The sequence below is a fragment of the Rhodosalinus sp. K401 genome, from assembly GCF_041365735.1.
Lineage (GTDB): Bacteria > Pseudomonadota > Alphaproteobacteria > Rhodobacterales > Rhodobacteraceae > Rhodosalinus.
The window spans coordinates 277,027-292,362 of the sequence record NZ_JBGFSI010000001.1 but is presented as its reverse complement, the minus strand read 5'-3'; the positions used below and the strand labels follow the sequence as shown (position 1 = coordinate 292,362).

15 protein-coding genes are annotated in these 15,336 nt (G+C 67.7%); 9 read left to right on the top strand and 6 right to left on the bottom strand.

Annotated features, from left to right (window positions below):
• Window positions 1-4: 4 nt before the first annotated feature.
• Window positions 5-1,276 carry a polyhydroxyalkanoate depolymerase gene (gene phaZ / locus AB6A66_RS01430; protein WP_371054480.1) on the bottom strand — a complete coding sequence of 424 codons (1,272 nt, stop codon included), beginning with the start codon at window positions 1,274-1,276 and terminating at the stop codon, window positions 5-7.
• A 101-nt stretch (window positions 1,277-1,377) separates the two neighbouring features.
• Here phaZ and AB6A66_RS01425 point away from each other — a divergent pair, with 101 nt between their 5' ends.
• The 3 genes from AB6A66_RS01425 (at window position 1,378) to phaR (ending at window position 4,453) form a co-directional block, all read left to right on the top strand.
• Window positions 1,378-3,171 (top strand): PHA/PHB synthase family protein, encoded by a 1,794-nt coding sequence (locus AB6A66_RS01425; RefSeq protein ID WP_371054478.1) that lies wholly within the window; start codon window positions 1,378-1,380, stop codon window positions 3,169-3,171.
• A gap of 135 nt (window positions 3,172-3,306) precedes the next feature.
• Window positions 3,307-3,771: a phasin family protein gene (locus AB6A66_RS01420; RefSeq protein ID WP_371037828.1), complete on the top strand. Its 465-nt coding sequence runs from the start codon at window positions 3,307-3,309 to the stop codon at window positions 3,769-3,771.
• 124 nt (window positions 3,772-3,895) lie between these two features.
• Entirely contained in the window at window positions 3,896-4,453 is a 558-nt protein-coding gene (gene phaR, locus AB6A66_RS01415) for a polyhydroxyalkanoate synthesis repressor PhaR (RefSeq protein WP_371037827.1), read from the top strand.
• A gap of 4 nt (window positions 4,454-4,457) precedes the next feature.
• Here phaR and AB6A66_RS01410 read toward each other — a convergent pair whose 3' ends face one another.
• From AB6A66_RS01410 to AB6A66_RS01395, 4 genes are all read right to left on the bottom strand, one after another.
• A complete protein-coding gene (locus tag AB6A66_RS01410) occupies window positions 4,458-5,648 on the bottom strand; it encodes a DegT/DnrJ/EryC1/StrS family aminotransferase (protein WP_371037826.1) in 1,191 nt (396 codons plus the stop codon).
• Between the two features lie 115 nt (window positions 5,649-5,763).
• Window positions 5,764-6,702 (bottom strand): glycosyltransferase family 2 protein, encoded by a 939-nt coding sequence (locus AB6A66_RS01405; protein ID WP_371054477.1) that lies wholly within the window; start codon window positions 6,700-6,702, stop codon window positions 5,764-5,766.
• Window positions 6,703-6,989: 287 nt separating this feature from the next.
• Complete coding sequence (locus AB6A66_RS01400; protein WP_371054476.1) at window positions 6,990-8,597, bottom strand: peptide chain release factor 3; 1,608 nt, start codon at window positions 8,595-8,597, stop codon at window positions 6,990-6,992.
• 88 nt (window positions 8,598-8,685) lie between these two features.
• The gene (locus AB6A66_RS01395) at window positions 8,686-9,693 is read right to left on the bottom strand and encodes a Hint domain-containing protein (RefSeq protein WP_371037823.1); all 1,008 of its coding nucleotides are present in this window, start codon (window positions 9,691-9,693) and stop codon (window positions 8,686-8,688) included.
• A 152-nt stretch (window positions 9,694-9,845) separates the two neighbouring features.
• On the opposite strand from AB6A66_RS01395, the gene AB6A66_RS01390 reads away from it, so the two are divergent.
• Both AB6A66_RS01390 and AB6A66_RS01385 read left to right on the top strand, forming a co-directional pair.
• Window positions 9,846-10,628 carry an SDR family oxidoreductase gene (locus tag AB6A66_RS01390; protein WP_371037822.1) on the top strand — a complete coding sequence of 261 codons (783 nt, stop codon included), beginning with the start codon at window positions 9,846-9,848 and terminating at the stop codon, window positions 10,626-10,628.
• 59 nt (window positions 10,629-10,687) lie between these two features.
• On the top strand, window positions 10,688-11,806 hold the full coding sequence (locus AB6A66_RS01385; protein WP_371054475.1) for an ABC transporter ATP-binding protein: 1,119 nt from the start codon (window positions 10,688-10,690) through the stop codon (window positions 11,804-11,806).
• A gap of 115 nt (window positions 11,807-11,921) precedes the next feature.
• On the opposite strand, the gene AB6A66_RS01380 is transcribed toward AB6A66_RS01385, so the two are convergent.
• Window positions 11,922-12,581 carry a helix-turn-helix transcriptional regulator gene (locus AB6A66_RS01380; protein ID WP_371037820.1) on the bottom strand — a complete coding sequence of 220 codons (660 nt, stop codon included), beginning with the start codon at window positions 12,579-12,581 and terminating at the stop codon, window positions 11,922-11,924.
• A gap of 227 nt (window positions 12,582-12,808) precedes the next feature.
• Between AB6A66_RS01380 and AB6A66_RS01375 the strand changes: the two genes are divergently transcribed.
• The 4 genes from AB6A66_RS01375 to AB6A66_RS01360 are packed head-to-tail and all read left to right on the top strand — an operon-like array spanning window position 12,809 to window position 15,293.
• On the top strand, window positions 12,809-13,030 hold the full coding sequence (locus AB6A66_RS01375) for a twin-arginine translocase TatA/TatE family subunit (protein ID WP_371054474.1): 222 nt from the start codon (window positions 12,809-12,811) through the stop codon (window positions 13,028-13,030).
• A 3-nt stretch (window positions 13,031-13,033) separates the two neighbouring features.
• Complete coding sequence (tatB, locus tag AB6A66_RS01370) at window positions 13,034-13,516, top strand: Sec-independent protein translocase protein TatB (RefSeq protein ID WP_371037818.1); 483 nt, start codon at window positions 13,034-13,036, stop codon at window positions 13,514-13,516.
• Window positions 13,513-14,439 carry a twin-arginine translocase subunit TatC gene (gene tatC / locus AB6A66_RS01365; RefSeq protein WP_371037817.1) on the top strand — a complete coding sequence of 309 codons (927 nt, stop codon included), beginning with the start codon at window positions 13,513-13,515 and terminating at the stop codon, window positions 14,437-14,439. Before tatB ends, tatC begins: the two co-directional genes overlap by 4 nt.
• Window positions 14,439-15,293 carry an ATP-binding protein gene (locus AB6A66_RS01360; protein WP_371054473.1) on the top strand — a complete coding sequence of 285 codons (855 nt, stop codon included), beginning with the start codon at window positions 14,439-14,441 and terminating at the stop codon, window positions 15,291-15,293. Before tatC ends, AB6A66_RS01360 begins: the two co-directional genes overlap by 1 nt.
• Window positions 15,294-15,336: the final 43 nt, after the last annotated feature.

The window sequence follows — 15,336 nt, the reverse complement described above, 5'->3', positions numbered from 1 at the left end:
ATCCTCATGCCACCGCGTGGGGCCGCCGTCGCACCGGGTGCGGTGCCGCGGCATTCGAATCGATGAAATCCAGAACGAGCGGCCGGATGTTGTGCCGCCAGCTGCGCCCCGCGAAGATGCCGTAGTGGCCGGCGTCGGGCTCCACGTGGCTTGCCTTTTTCGAGGCGGGCAGACCCGTCAGCAGATCGAGCGCGGCGACACACTGGCCCGGGGCCGAGATGTCATCCTTCGCCCCTTCCACCGTCTTGACCGCGACGTTGGTGATCTTGCCGATATCGACCGGCTTGCCGGCCACGGTAAACGCGTTGCGGGCGATCTCGCGGTTCTTGAAGACCCGTTCCACGGTGGAGAGGTAGAATTCCGCGGGCATGTCCATGACGGCGAGATACTCGTCGTAGAACCGGTTGTGGCCGTCATGGTCCGACGCCTCGCCCCTGGCCGCGCGCAGGATCTGGTCGCGGAAGGCGCGCCCGTGGCGTTCGGCGTTCATCGACATGAAGGAGGCGAGCTGCAGCAGCCCCGGATAGACCATCCGGCCCACGCCCTTGTACTTGAAGCCGACGCGCTGGATCATCGTCTCCTCGAGCTGGCCCATGGTGACGCGGCGGCCGAAATCCGTGACCTCCGTCGGCGTGGCGTCGGGATCGATCGGCCCGCCGATCAGCGTCAGGGTGCGCGGCTGCGCCTCGGGGTCCTCGGCGGCGAGATGCGCGGTGGCGGCAAGGGCGAGCGGCGCGGGCTGGCACACCGCGATCACGTGAGTGTCGGGGCCCATCTCCCGCAGGAAATCGGCGACGTAGAGCGTATAATCCTCCACATCGAACTTGCCGCAGCTCACCGGGATGTCGCGGGCGTTGTGCCAGTCGGTGATATAGACCTCGCAATTGACGAGGAGGCTCTTGACCGTGGAGCGCAGCAGCGTGGCGTAGTGGCCCGACATCGGCGCGATCAGCAGGATCTTGCGCGGCTGCTCGGGCCGGCCGAGCACGTGAAAGTGGATCAGGTCGCCGAAGGGCTTTTCGACCACCGTGTCGACGCGCACGAGGTGGTCGCGCCCGTCCTCGCAGGTGAAGGTGCGGATCCCCCAATCGGGCTTGGCGACCATCCGCTCGAAGCTGCGTTCGGTCACCTCGCCCCAGGCGGCCATCCACTGCATCATCGGATTCGGCGTCAGCGCGAACATGGGGTAGGACGCCATGGCTTTGGCAGTCGCCCCGAGCCATTGGTTTGTGTTACGCACCGATTCCATAAAGTCATATGTCGCCATGTATCGCATTCATGCTTCTCCTTTACCTGCCTCTCGGGCGCGGGTGTTGCCGGGCCCCGCAGTCGGCGACCTTCGCTGCGTGGCAGCGACGATAGGTGGAAATCCTTAACATGACAACTGACGAGGAAAATGCGCCCGAGACCGCGCCCGCGCTTCAGGACAATATCCGCAAGATCGAGGAACTGTCGCAGCGTCTGATCGCGGCGCTGTCGCGGCGCGCGCCGGCGCATCCCGGGCTGCAGGGCCCGAATCAAGAGCTCTACACCAACGCCGCGACAGCCTACTGGTCCGAGTGGATGCACAACCCCGCCAAGCTGCTCGAGCACCAGATCACCTACTGGAGCAAGTCGCTCGTCCATTTCATCGAGGCGCAGCAGCAGTTCGCGCGCGGCCAGCTCGCACCGCCGGAGGATACCACGCCGGACGATCCGCGCTTTTCCAACCCTCTGTGGAAGACGCACCCCTACTTCAACTTCATCAAGCAGCAATATCTCATCTACGCCGAGGCGATGCGCGAGGCGGTGGAGAAGATCGACGATCTCGACGAGACGGAAAAGCGCCGCCTGAGGTATTTCTCCGACCAGATCGTCGACATGCTCTCGCCCACCAACTATCTCGGCACGAACCCCGACGCGCTTGAAAAGGCCCTGGAAACGGAGGGCGAGAGCCTCGTGAAGGGGCTCGAGAATCTCGTCTCCGACCTCGAGGCGAACGAGGGCGAGCTCGTCGTCCGCCTGGTGGACGAGGACGCCTTCGAGGTTGGCGGCAACCTCGCCACGACGCCGGGCAAGGTGGTCTATCGCAACCACATGTTCGAGCTGATCCAGTATGCGCCCGCCACCGAGAAGGTGCGCGAGACGCCGCTCGTCGTCTTTCCGCCCTGGATCAACAAGTTCTACATCCTCGACCTGAAGGCGCAGAACAGCTTCGTAAAATGGGTGACGGAGCAGGGCTACACCCTTTTCATGGTGAGCTGGATCAACCCCGGTCCGTCCTATGCCGATGTCGGGATGGAGGATTACATCGAGGACGGGTTCTTGGCCGCCATGCGCGAGGTGAAGGCGATCACGGGCCAGGAGCGTCTCAACGTGGTCGGCTACTGCATCGCGGGAACCACGCTGGCGCTGACGCTTTCGCTGATGAAGAAGCGGGGCGACAAGTCGGTCCGGTCGGCCACCTTCCTGACCGCGCTCACCGATTTTTCGGACCAGGGCGAATTCACGCCCTTCCTGCAGGACGATTTCGTGGACGCGATCGAGGAGGAGGCGACGGAAAAGGGCGTGCTGTCGAGCAAGATCATGGGTCGGACCTTTTCCTTCCTGCGCTCGCGCGACCTCGTCTTCGGGCCCGCCGTCCGCTACTACATGATGGGAGAGACGCCGCCCGCCTTCGACCTGCTCTACTGGAACGGCGACGGGGCCAACCTGCCCGCGAAGATGGCGATCCAGTATCTTCGCAGGCTCTGCCAGGCCAACGACTTCGCCGAGGACGGCTACGAGCTGATGGGAGAGACGCTGCGCCTGCGCGACGTGGACGTGCCGTTCTGCGCCGTCTCCTGCGAGTCCGATCACATCGCGCAATGGAAGGACTGCTACCGCGGATTTCAGCAGACCTCGAGCAGGTCGAGAATCTTCATCCTGTCGCAGTCGGGGCATATCGCGGGCATCGTGAACCCGCCGAGCAAGAAGAAGTACGGCCACTATACCCACGACGACCTCCGGCTGGATCACGAGAACTGGCGGGCCGAGGCGGAGTTTCACGAAGGCTCCTGGTGGCCGCGCTGGGACAGCTGGCTCGCCCGACGGTCCGGCAAGTGGGTGCCCGCCCGCGAGCCGGGCGATTCGCAGCATCCGCCGCTGGCCGAGGCCCCCGGAACCTATGTCGTGGCGCCGCCAACCGACTGACATTCCTGCCGCTAGGGAAGTTTTTGCTGCGCCGCAGCGAAAAGGCTTGAAATGCTGCGGTGCAGCATGCATATTCGTCGCAGTTGGAGAGCACGGGGAAAGTCCCGTTCCACCAAGGCACAAGAGGATAGCATCATGGCAACCGCAAAGACCCAGACGACCGATTTCACCCAGATGATGAAAGACATGATGGGCGCGTTCCCGGTGGACAATTCCGCCATGGAAGACGCCTTCAAGACGACCGCCTCGCTCAACGAGAAGCTGGCCGGCGTCGCGCTCGAGGCCGCCGAGAAATCGTCGGAGCTTTCGGCGAAGTGGACGAAGGACACCATCTCCAAGATGGGCGAGATGACGAAGGCGAAAGCCGAGCCCGCGGACTACGCCAAGGCGATGACCGACTTCGCGTCGGCACAGGCCGAAGTGGCCGCAGAGCACATGGCTGCCTTCGCCGAGATCGCGAAGAAGGTCCAGATGGACACCGTCGAACTGATGATGGCGGCCGGCAAGGACATGACCGAGGACGCGAGCGCGGCCATGAAGAAGGCCACCAACGACATGACGTCCGCCGCCAAGAAGGCCGGCACCGCCGCGTCGAAGTGATCGCGGGGGCGCCACCGGCGCCCGGCACGCATCGGGGCGGGCGCGGCGAGAGCCGTGCCCGCCCTTTTCATTTGATCCGTGGCATTCTAGGCTTCCTCTCGTTCACATCCGGGGAGGAGAGCCCGTGGCAGATACCGAAAAGCCGCTCCTGATCAAGCGCTACGCCAGCCGCCGGCTCTACAACACCGAAACCAGCGACTACGTCACGCTGGAGGATATCGCGGGCTTCATCCGCGCAGGACGCGAGGTCAAGATCGTCGACCTGAAATCCGGTGACGACCTGACCCGGCAGTATCTTCTCCAGATCGTGGCCGAGCACGAGTCGAAGGGCGAAAGCGTGCTGCCCATCAACGTGCTGACCGACCTCGTCCGGAGCTACACCACGTCCGCGCACTCCATGGTGCCGCAATTCCTCGCCATGTCCTTCGAGATGCTCCGCGACGGACAGACGAAGGTGATGGAGAACATGGAGAAGATAAACCCCATGTCGGCGATGCCGGGCTACGATGCCATGCGCGCGCAGCAGGAGGCGTTCCTGAAGGCGATGACCGGCGGCATGGGTGCCAACTGGTCCGGCCCGGGCCGCGAGGACGACGACAACGGCCAAGGCTCCGAGGATCTGGACGAGATCAAGCGGCAGCTCGCGACGCTTCAGGCGAAGCTCGACAAGCTGGGCGAGTGACGCCTCAGGTTCCGTAGGCGCGCGGCGGTGCGCATACCGCCTCTGCCGCCTCGACCAGTGCCTCGGCGATCGCGACGCACTCCTCCCGCGACAGCCGTGCGGGCAGCCGCACGTCGCAGGCGCGCATCAGCATGGTGCGCGTTGCGGGAAGTTCCGGCATCTCGGGCAGGAACCGCCAGTTCCAGAAGGCGCGGGCGTTGTCGTCGGAAAGTCCGAAGACCTGAACCTTCACGCCGCGCGCGCCCGCCTCTGTGGCGAAGGCGCGGGTCTGCGCCTCGTCCAGGCCCTCCAGATTGAACTGGATCGAATCGGGTGCGCGCAGCTCGCCGTCGAGGGCCGCGGGAACCGTCATCGAAGGCGATGCGTTCAGCATCGCCGCGACAAGATCGTGGTTCGCGCGCCCGTCGCGCACCCGGCGCGGGATCTCGCGCAGTTGCGGGCGGATCACCGCCGCCGAGAGGTTCGACATGCGCATGTTGTAAAGCGGCAGGAGGTTCTGCCAGCGGCGGAACGCCTCCTCGAGCCCGGTGTGCTTCTTCCAGTTGTGCTCGTAGGCGCCCGACATGATCACGGCGCGCGCGACGAGGTCGGCGTCGTCGGTGACGAGGATGCCGCCTTCGCCCGCGTTCACGAGCTTGTAGCTCTGGAAACTGAAACAGCCCGCCCGGCCGAGCGTGCCGATCTTGCGCCCGCGCCATGTGGTGCCGAGCGAATGCGCCGCGTCCTCGATCACCGGCACGCCGCGCGCGTCACAAAGCGCCATGATCGCGTCCATGTCGGAGGTGTGCCCCCGCATGTGACTGATGATGACCGCTTCGACGCCGGCAAGCTTCGCCTCGAAATCGGCGAGGTCGACGCGGTAGTCCGTGCCCACTTCGCACAGGACCGGCACGCAGTCGGCATGCACCACCGCCGATGGCACCGCGGCGAAGGTGAAGCCGGGGATCAGCACGCGGGCGTCGCGGGGCAGGTCGAGCGCCTTCAGCGACAGGAAGAGCGCCGCCGAGCAGGACGAGACGGCGAGCGCGTAATCCACACCCATCAGCGCCGCGAACTCCCGCTCTAGAAGTGCCACCGGCGCGTCGGCTGGCGCGGTGTAGCGGAAGAGATCGCCCGAGGCGAGCAGGCGGTCGATCTCGGCGCGCGCGGCCTCGGGGATCGCTTCGGCGTGGTGCACGTTGGGCATCTGGCGCATATTCGGAAATCCTGAATAGATGTTTTGGGAAATGTAAAACAAAAGGACCATGCGGCCAAGGCGGAAGCGCCGCGCGGTTCGTCGCGTGGCCGGAATGCCGCAGCGGCAAGACCCGTCAGAACAAATGCCGCGCGATCCGGGCGTCGAGGTCGAGGTCGCATCGCCGCAACAGTCCCTCGCGCGCGAGCGCCGCGAGACGCTCGGGCGTGGCGGTGCAGACCTCCTCGAAGAAGGCGCGAAGCCCGTCCTCGCCCGCGGCCGCCTCGATCTCCGACAAGAGCGCGTGGACGGTCAGATTCCGGCTGCCCGGCCCGGCCTGCGGCGTCAGCTCCGCCCGGTAGGCCCCGGCCTTCAGCCGGTAGCGATACTGCCCGATCCACGTCTCCCAGTCCGGAGCGTGCAGGTGGCAGAGCTCGATGCAGGGCAGGGGGCGCTCGCCGGGGTTCTGCTCCTCGCCGAGCCAGGCGTTGTGGATGCGCGCGCGAAGCCCGTGTCCCGTGCGCAGAAAGAGCTTGCCCGCCACGTGGCTCAGGAAACCGCCCGGCAGATCGCGGCCCCAAGTCGGAAAGACCCGCGCCGCGGCCTGCTGCCGCCGGGTGCGGTCGAGGTGGAACGCCTTGAAATGCACGGGCGGGCCGCCCGATGGCTCGGCGAGCGCCTCTAAGGGGCGCGTGCGGGCGCAAAGGCAGTCGTCGGGAAGGGCGGCCAACTCCTCCGCCACCGAGTTCTCGCGCGGCCAAAGGAACTCGTCCACGTCGATATGGGCGAGCCAGTCGACCTCCGCGCGCCGGTCGAGCGCGTGGCGCAGGTTGCGCGTCTGGCGTTCCTGGTGCTTGGCGGGCCGGCCGCCCCGTTTTTGCCACCAGTCGTCGTCCGTCCGGAAGACCCGGAGCTTCGGATGCGCGGCGAGCCGAGCCTCTGTCTCGGGCGCCTCGGCGTCGAGGTAGACGAAGACGCGGTGCGCGCCGAGGTCGAGATGGTGCGCCGCGAAACCCAGCACCGCCCGCGGCGGCGCCTTCACGGTGGCGGTCACGCCCCAGCGCGGGGCGGTCATGGCGCGGGGTCCTTTCGGCGGGATCGGGCGGTCATGGGCAGAGACTGCGGCCGGGGGCGAACGGGCTCAAGCCCCAGCGCTTGCGTGCAGGCCCGCTCGGCAGCTCGCGCGCGTCGCGCGCGGGCTCGGCACCGTGACGCGGCCGCGGGGCCGGGGACGCAGCAGGTGGCCGCCCGTCACACGCCACGCCGCGCCATTTTCGAGGATGAAGGCGCCATCGGGCAGCGCGTCCGCCTCGGACGCGTGGCGGATTTCCGAGCGGACCGGCCGCACCCGGTTCCGACATGTCACACCTGCATTTCCTTGGTGTCGGTAAGCCGGAGCTCGGGATAGTCGCGCTCGATCCGGTCGATGTCCCATTGCAGGCGGGTCAGGTAGACCGTGTCGCCGTCATTGTCATGCGCGATATGCTGCTTGTTGGCGGTCACGAAGCGGTCCATCGCCTGCTTCTCTCCGGCGACCCAGCGGGCCGAGGTGAACTGCGAGGGCTCGAATCGGACCGGCAGGCCGTATTCAAGTTCGATCCGGCTGGCCAGCACGTCGAACTGGAGCGCGCCCACCACACCCACGATGAAGCCCGAGCCGATGGCGGGCTTGAAGACCTTGGCCGCGCCTTCCTCCGCGAACTGCATGAGCGCCTTTTCGAGGTGCTTGGCCTTCATCGGGTCGCCCGCCCGCGCGGATTGCAGAAGCTCCGGCGCGAAGGAGGGGATGCCGGTCACGCGAACCGCCTCGCCCTCGGTCAGCGTGTCGCCGATGCGGAGCTGGCCGTGGTTCGGGATGCCGATGATGTCGCCCGCCCAGGCTTCTTCGGCCAGTTCGCGGTCGGCCGCGAGAAAGAGCACCGGCGCGGAGACGGTGATCGGTTTTTTCGTTCGGACATGAGTGAGTTTCATGCCGCGCTTGAAGTGTCCCGACGCCAGGCGGACAAAGGCGACGCGGTCGCGGTGCTTGGGGTCCATGTTCGCCTGAACCTTGAAGACAAAGCCAGAGACGCTTGTTTCTTCAGGGGAAATCTGCCGTGGCTCCGCGCGCTGGACCTGCGGTTCGGGCGCGTAGCGGCCGATCCCGTCCATGAGTTCCTTCACCCCGAAGGAATTGATCGCCGAGCCGAACCAGATCGGCGTCATGTGCCCCTCGCGCACCGCCTTCGGATCGAGGGCGGGCAAGAGGGCGCGCGCCATCTCGACCTCCTCGCGGAGTTTCGCCAGGAGCTGCGGCGGCACGTGATCGGCCATGCGCGGATCGTCGAGGCCCTCGATCTCGACCGTCTCGGCCACGCGGTTCCTATCGGCGCGGTCCATCAGTTCGAGCCGGTCGCGCAGCAGGTCGTAGCAGCCGAGGAAATCCTGCCCCATGCCGATGGGCCAGGAGGCGGGTGTCACGTCGATCGCGAGGTTTTCCTGGATCTCGTCGACGATGTCGAAGGTGTCGCGGCTTTCGCGGTCCATCTTGTTGCAGAAGGTCAGGATCGGCAGGTCGCGCAGGCGGCAGACCTCGAAGAGCTTGCGCGTCTGGCTTTCCACGCCCTTCGCCCCGTCGATCACCATCACCGCCGCGTCGACGGCGGTGAGCGTGCGATAGGTGTCTTCGGAAAAGTCGGAGTGGCCGGGCGTGTCCACGAGATTGAAGCGGAAGTCCCGGTAATCGAAGGACATCGCCGAGGCCGAGACGGAGATGCCGCGGTCCTTTTCCATCGCCATGAAGTCCGAGCGCGTGCGCCGCGCCTCGCCCTTGGCGCGCACCTGGCCCGCCATCTGGATCGCGCCGCCGAAAAGCAGGAACTTCTCGGTCAGCGTCGTCTTGCCCGCATCGGGATGCGAGATGATGGCGAAGGTGCGCCTGCGGGCGATCTCGGGCGGCAGGTCGGGGCGGTTCGGCAGAGTGTCCAGCATGGCCGCGCATATAGGGGAGCGGCGGGGCGCGCGCAATCGCGGCCCGCCGGCGCCCCGGGCCGCCTTCTCTTTCCCTCGTGTCGCGCCGCTAGCGTGCCGAGGCGCGGCGCAGAAGCTCGGCCGCGTCGGGCCGGCGCAGCAGCGTCTCGCGCACTTCGAGGCCGCGAAGCGCCCCGTCGCCGTGGCCCGGCAGCCGGTTCGCCAGCGCGCGGTCGAGCGGCGCAGGCAGCAGGGGCCGGTTGCGCGCATCCAGCAGCATCGATTCGGCCGCGATGCCCTCGGCGTAGATGATCTGGTGGCAGTCGAGCAGCAGCTGGAAATACTCCACGAACCCGCCCGCCCGGCGCCGCACGGTGGTGCCGTTCACGAGATGCCTGGCGCGCACCAGCACCTCGGGCCGGCCGGCGCCGAGCGCATCCTTGCGCTGGTAGACGAAGAGCCGGTGATCGGGGCTGACCACGAGCTCCCCGGTGTTGTGGAGCGCACCTGCCGCGATGACGATGGGCGCGAAGGCGCCCGCAGCGCGCACCGTGCTGCGTCCGATCCAGCGGATTTCCTGCGCACCGTCGTCCCGCGTCAGCAGCCGGTCGCCCGGCGCCAGCGTCTCTATCGGGCGCTGCTCTCCGGAGGGCAGGGTGATCCGCGTCCCCCGCGAGAAGGAGACGCAGCCGAGTTCGGCGAAACGCCGGCGCGCGCCGCCGGGATCGACGTTCACGAGGGTGTAGGACGTGCGCGGCGCCACCCGGTCGAGCGGGTGAGCATGAACCGCGCGCACGGTGCCCGCGCGATCCGTTTCCACCAGCACAAGGACCTCCAGCACCTGCCCGGCGCTGTCCATGAAGGTGAGGCAACTGTCGAGGAAGACCGTCGCGCCGGGGGTGCCGAGCGGGCTGTCGGGGGCGACGACGAGGCTCTCGCCCGCGCCTATCTCCAGCGCGAGCCTGAGCGCCCGGGCGTCCGTCGCGAGTTCGTAGACGTCGTCCGGCGCCAGCGCGTCGGCGTGTTCCAGCGGGTCGCCGCGCCGCGCGCCCTCGGTCGCGCGAAAATCTTCCGCGCGGTGGACTGCCAGATTGATGACGGGTCGTTCGGTCGGCATGAGATCCGGGGGTGCAGGGGCTGGCGTTCGCCCCAGCCTACTGCCATCAGCGTGATCATGGAATGTGGCGCGGCAGGGCCGGGGCGCGGGCGATTTGCTGGCATGCCCCGCGCGCCGGTGATAATTGCCACCAACGCAAAAGGGAGGGGCACATGGATCTGGGGATTTCGGGAAAGCGCGCGCTGGTCTGCGCGGCGAGCAAGGGATTGGGGCGCGGCTGCGCCGAGGCGCTCGCCGAAGCGGGGGCGAGCCTGGTGATCAACGCCCGTGGCGCGGAGGCGCTGGAAGAGACCGCCGCCGCGATCCGCGCCGCCCACGGCGTGGAGGTCACGGCCGTGGCCGCCGACATCACCACCGAAGAGGGCCGGTCGAAGGTGCTCGACGCTGCGGGCGCGCAGGTCGACATCCTGGTGACCAATGCGGGCGGGCCGCCGCCGGGGATGTGGACGGACTGGGAGCGGGACGATTTCATCCGCGCCCTCGACGCGAACATGCTGACGCCCATCGCGCTCATCAAGGCCCTGGTTCCGGGGATGATGGAGCGCGGCTGGGGCCGGGTCGTCAACATCACCTCGCAATCCGTCAAGGCGCCGATCCCGGTGCTGGGCCTGTCGAACGCGGCGCGCACGGGGCTGACGGGCTATGTCGCCGGCACGGCGCGGCAGGTGGCCGGCGCGGGCGTCACGATCAACAACCTTCTGCCCGGCATCCACGCCACCGACCGCGCGGTCGCGCTCGATACCGGCGTCGCCGGCAAGGAGGATATCACGCTCGAGGAGGCGCGCCGCCGGCGCGAGGCGACGATCCCCGCCGGCCGCTACGGCACGAAGGAAGAGTTCGGCGCGGCCTGCGCGTTTCTCTGCTCGCAGCACGCGGGCTTCATCGTCGGGCAGAACATCCTTCTCGATGGCGGCGGGACGAACTTCACCATCTGAGCCGCGCCCTCGCGCCCCGGCCGCTTGCGCGGGCGGGGCGGGGTTGCTATCTCGCCCGCATGTCCGAGCAAATTGATCGGGAAAAGTCGGCCGTGGCCGCGCCGGCACCGAGGCTGGAGGTCCGCCACCTTACCCGCCGCTTCGGCGGCCGTGTCGTCGTGGACGACGTGTCGCTGGCGATCCGGCCGGGGCAGGTGACCTGCCTGCTCGGCCCGTCGGGCTGCGGCAAGTCGACCACGCTGCGGATGATCGCGGGCGTGGAGATGCAGGACGAGGGCGAGATCCGGGTCGACGGGGAGCTGATCTGCGACACGGTCTACCGCGTGCCGCCGGAGCGGCGCTCGATCGGGCTGATGTTCCAGGACTTCGCGCTTTTCCCGCATCTCTCGGTGGCCGACAACGTCGCCTTCGGCCTGCGCGCACCGCGCGAGGCGCGCCGCGCGCGGGTCGAGGAACTTCTCGCCCGGGTGGGGCTGTCGCATTACATCGACGCCTTCCCGCACGCGCTTTCGGGTGGCGAGCAGCAGCGCGTGGCGCTGGCCCGCGCGCTCGCCCCGCGCCCGTCGATCATGCTGATGGACGAGCCCTTCTCGGGCCTCGACAACCGGCTGCGGGACGGGATCCGCGACGAGACGCTGTCGATTCTCAAGGAAGAGGACACGGCCGTCCTGCTGGTGACCCATGAGCCGCAGGAGGCGATGCGCATGGCCGACGAGATCGCGCTGATGCGGGACGGGCGGATCGTGCAGATGGGCGCGCCCTACAACATCTACAATGCACCCCTCGATAAGGCGGCGGTGGCCTTCTTCTCCGATGTCAACGTGATCCGTGGCACGGTGCGCGGGGCGCTGACCGACACCCCCTTCGGCCAGTTCCTGGCCCCGGGCGTGCCCGACGGGGCGGAGGTGGACATCGTCTTCCGCCCGCAGCATGTGGGCATCGACTTCGATCGCGGCGGGCACGGGCCGCAGCCCACCGCGCGGGACGGGGTCGCCGCGCGCGGCGTGGTCGAACGCGCGCGCTTTCTGGGCAACGAAAGCCTCGTGGAGTTCCGCATGGATCATGACGGATCCGTGCTGAAGGCGACCGTGCCCAATGTCTTCCTGCCGAGGCCCGGCCGCGCGCTTTGGCTGACCGTGCGCCGCGACCGCTGCTTCGTCTTTCCCGCGCGCGACTGATTTTCCGCCGCGCGCGGGCCGCCGCGTGGTCCGGGGGCGCTGCCCCCGTCGCGCGTTCCGCGCGACTCCCCCGGAGTATTTCGGCCAAGAAGAAGTCCGGTGTCCTTCCGGCCGGTCAGGGCCTGGCCTCGAAATCGGAAAGGCGTTTGCCCGGCTCGTCCACGAAAAGCGAGGGGATCGTCACGAGGTCCTCGATGCGGTCCAGGCGGAGGGTGGCGAAATCCGCCGCCGCCTCGTCCCAGACCACGGCCGACCAGACGCGCCCCCAGTAGTCGACCTTGAGCGGACGGACGACACGCGCGCCGCCGCCGCCGGACATGCGCACGCGGAGCTTCTGGCGTGCCCGGATCGCGGCGCGCAGCCGGGGCATGTGGGCGAAGCCCCGCGCCGCGGCCTCGAACGGGTAGGTGGCCAGGCCGAAGCGGGCCTGCGCGCCCGGCTCCTCGGGCAGGACGGCCTCGATCTTGGCCGAGAGCGAGATGGCGGCGGCGCGCAGATCCTCGTCCACCGCCTCGCCCGTGACGGCGAGGGCGAGGTGCAGGATCTCGAGCTCCGTCTCGGTCAGGTTGAGCGGCGGAAGGGTGATCGCCGCGGAGGCGCGGTAGCCCTCGCCGCGCGCGCCTTCCACCGGCACGCCCGAGGCGGCAAGCGTCTCCATGTCGCGGTAGACGGTGCGCATCGAGACGCCCGTGCGGCGGGCGAGGTCCTCTGCGCGGTGCGGGCCGCCGCGCTTCAGGATCTCGATGAGGGCGTAGAGTCGGTCCGCGCGTTTCACGTCGTCATCCTGCCGGCTGATTCGGTGGATATTTGTCATTGATCTGTCAGTTGACAGAATAGTGACAATTAAGCGCCTGAAAACCTTTGTCAGAGGGGCCGCGAGGCCCGGTTTGGCGCTTTCATGCCGGCACGGATGAGAGTAGAAACTCACGTGGCTTTTTCGGGCGCGCGGACCATGACCCGGGCTGGCGGCTGGCGGCGCGCCCTCGATCCAGGAGAGACGTCATGCTCAACAATATCGGACTACCCGGACTTCTTCTCATCGCCATCGTGGTGCTCGTCATGTTCGGCCGCGGCAAGATCAGCTCGATCATGGGCGAGGTCGGCAAGGGCATCACCGCGTTCAAGAAGGGCGTGAAGGACGGCACCGAGGAGCTGGATAACCAGCAGGCCGAGGAGGCCCGCGACGTGACGCCGGAGGGCGAGAAGGAAAAGGACAAGGTCTGATCGATGCTCGATCTCGGCTGGACCGAACTCCTTCTGATCGGAATCGTGGCCCTGATCGTGGTGGGCCCGAAGGATCTGCCCGTGCTCTTTCGAAACGTGGGACGTTTCATGGGCAAGGCGCGCGGCATGGCGCGCGAGTTCAGCCGTGCGATGAACGAGGCCGCCGAGGAGAGCGGCGTCAAGGAAGCCACCAAGGGCTTCAAGGACATGACGTCCTCGAAGTCGCTTGGGCTCGACGGGGTCGAGAACGAGTTCCGGTCCGCCGCGAAGTGGGATCCCGACAGCGAGACGGCGAAGCTTGCCCGCGAGCGCGCCGCCGAGGCGCAGGCGCGCCGGGACGCGCTGCGCGAGCGCAAGGAGCGGGGTGCGGCGGCCGCGGCGGGTGATGCCGATCGGGAGGCCGCCGCATCTTCCGAGACCGCGCCCGTTCCCGACACCGCGCCCGCCGCCGGGACGACGGCCAGCGAGGACGACACCAAGGCATGACCGACGCACCGCAGGCTGACGAGATCGACGACAACGAGGCCCCCCTTATCGAGCACCTGGCCGAGTTGCGCACGCGGCTCATCCACTCCGTGCTCGCCTTCATCGCGGGCATGGTGGTCTGCTTCACCGTCTGGAACCCGATCTTCGACTTCCTGACCCAGCCGCTTTGCAGCGCCATGGCGACGCGCGGGATGGAGAATTGCGGCCTGATTCTCATCAAGCTGCAGGAAGGCTTCTTCGTCGCGGTGTCGATCTCGCTCCTGGGCGGGCTGGTGCTGTCGTTTCCCTACATCAGCTTCCAGATGTGGCGCTTCGTGGCGCCGGGGCTCTACAAGTCCGAGCAGAACGCCTTCCTGCCGTTCATGCTGGCCTCGCCCTTCATGTTCTTCCTGGGCGCGTCCTTCGCCTATTACGTCGTTACGCCGCTCGCCTTCGACTTCTTCCTGGGCTTCCAGCAAGCCGGCACGGTGCTCGACGAGGGCGAGGTGGAGAACGCGACCGCCGGCATCGCCTTCCAGGGCTCGGCGCAGGAATACCTGTCGCTGACCATAAAGTTCATCGTGGCCTTCGGGCTGTGCTTCCAGCTTCCGGTGCTGCTGACGCTCATGGGAAAAGCCGGCCTGGTCAGCGCCGAAGGGCTTCGGAAGGTCCGCAAATTCGCGGTCGTGGGCATTCTCCTGCTGGCGGCGCTCGTCACGCCGCCCGACGTCATCACGCAGGTGATCCTGTTCGTGGTGGTCTACGGGCTTTACGAGGTGTCGATCTGGCTGGTCGAGCGCGTGGAAAAGCGGCGCGAGGCGGATCTCCGGGCCCGCGGCCTCTGGTTCGAGGATGACGACGATCCCTACGGCGAAGGGTCCGAGCAGGACGATCCGCTGATGCGGGAATTCGACGAGACCGACGACGAGGAGCGTGGGCGCTGATGCCGGAGTTCGAGGCGGATGCGCTGGCGCGGATCGCGTCGGCGCTGGAGCGGATCGCGCCCGCCGCGCGGCCCGCGCCCGACTTCGAGGCGGCGGACGCCTTCGTCTGGCATGTCGCGCCCGACCGGCTGGACCCGGTAGGACGCGTGAACCGGGTGGATCTGTCGCTTCTCGTGGCGGTGGACCGGGCGAGAGACACGTTGCTTGCCAACACGCGCCAGTTCGCGCGCAGGCTGCCGGCGAACAACGCGCTTCTGTGGGGCGCGCGCGGGATGGGCAAGTCCTCCCTCGTGAAGGCGGTCCACGCTGCGGTGGTGGCCGAGGGACACGACCTGAAGATCGTGGAGCTGCAGCGTGAGGACCTGCCGAGCGTGGGGCGACTGCTCTCGATCCTGCGGGCCGCCGGGGATCACCGCTTTCTGCTCTTCTGCGACGATCTCTCCTTCAGCCACGACGACGAACACTACAAGAGCCTCAAGGCCGTGCTCGACGGCGGCGTGGAGGGTCGTCCCGGCAACGTGGTGCTTTACGCGACCTCGAACCGGCGCCATCTGATGCCGCGCGACATGATCGAGAACGAGCGATCCTCCGCGATCGCGCCTTCGGAAGCGGTCGAGGAGAAGGTTTCGCTTTCGGACCGGTTCGGGCTCTGGCTGGGCTTTCATCCCTGCAGCCAGGACGAGTTCCTCGACATGATCCGGGGCTACTGCGCCGCGCACGGCGTGAAGATCGCGGAGGACCGTCTGCGAGCGGAGGCGATCGAGTGGCAGGCGACCCGCGGCGCCCGGTCGGGCCGCGTGGCCTGGCAGTTCTTCGTCGATCTCGCGGGCCGCGAGGGCGTGCCCCTGGCTTGAGGGCGGGCAAGGCCTTTGGAAAGGCCTTGCAAGCGGTTTCGAA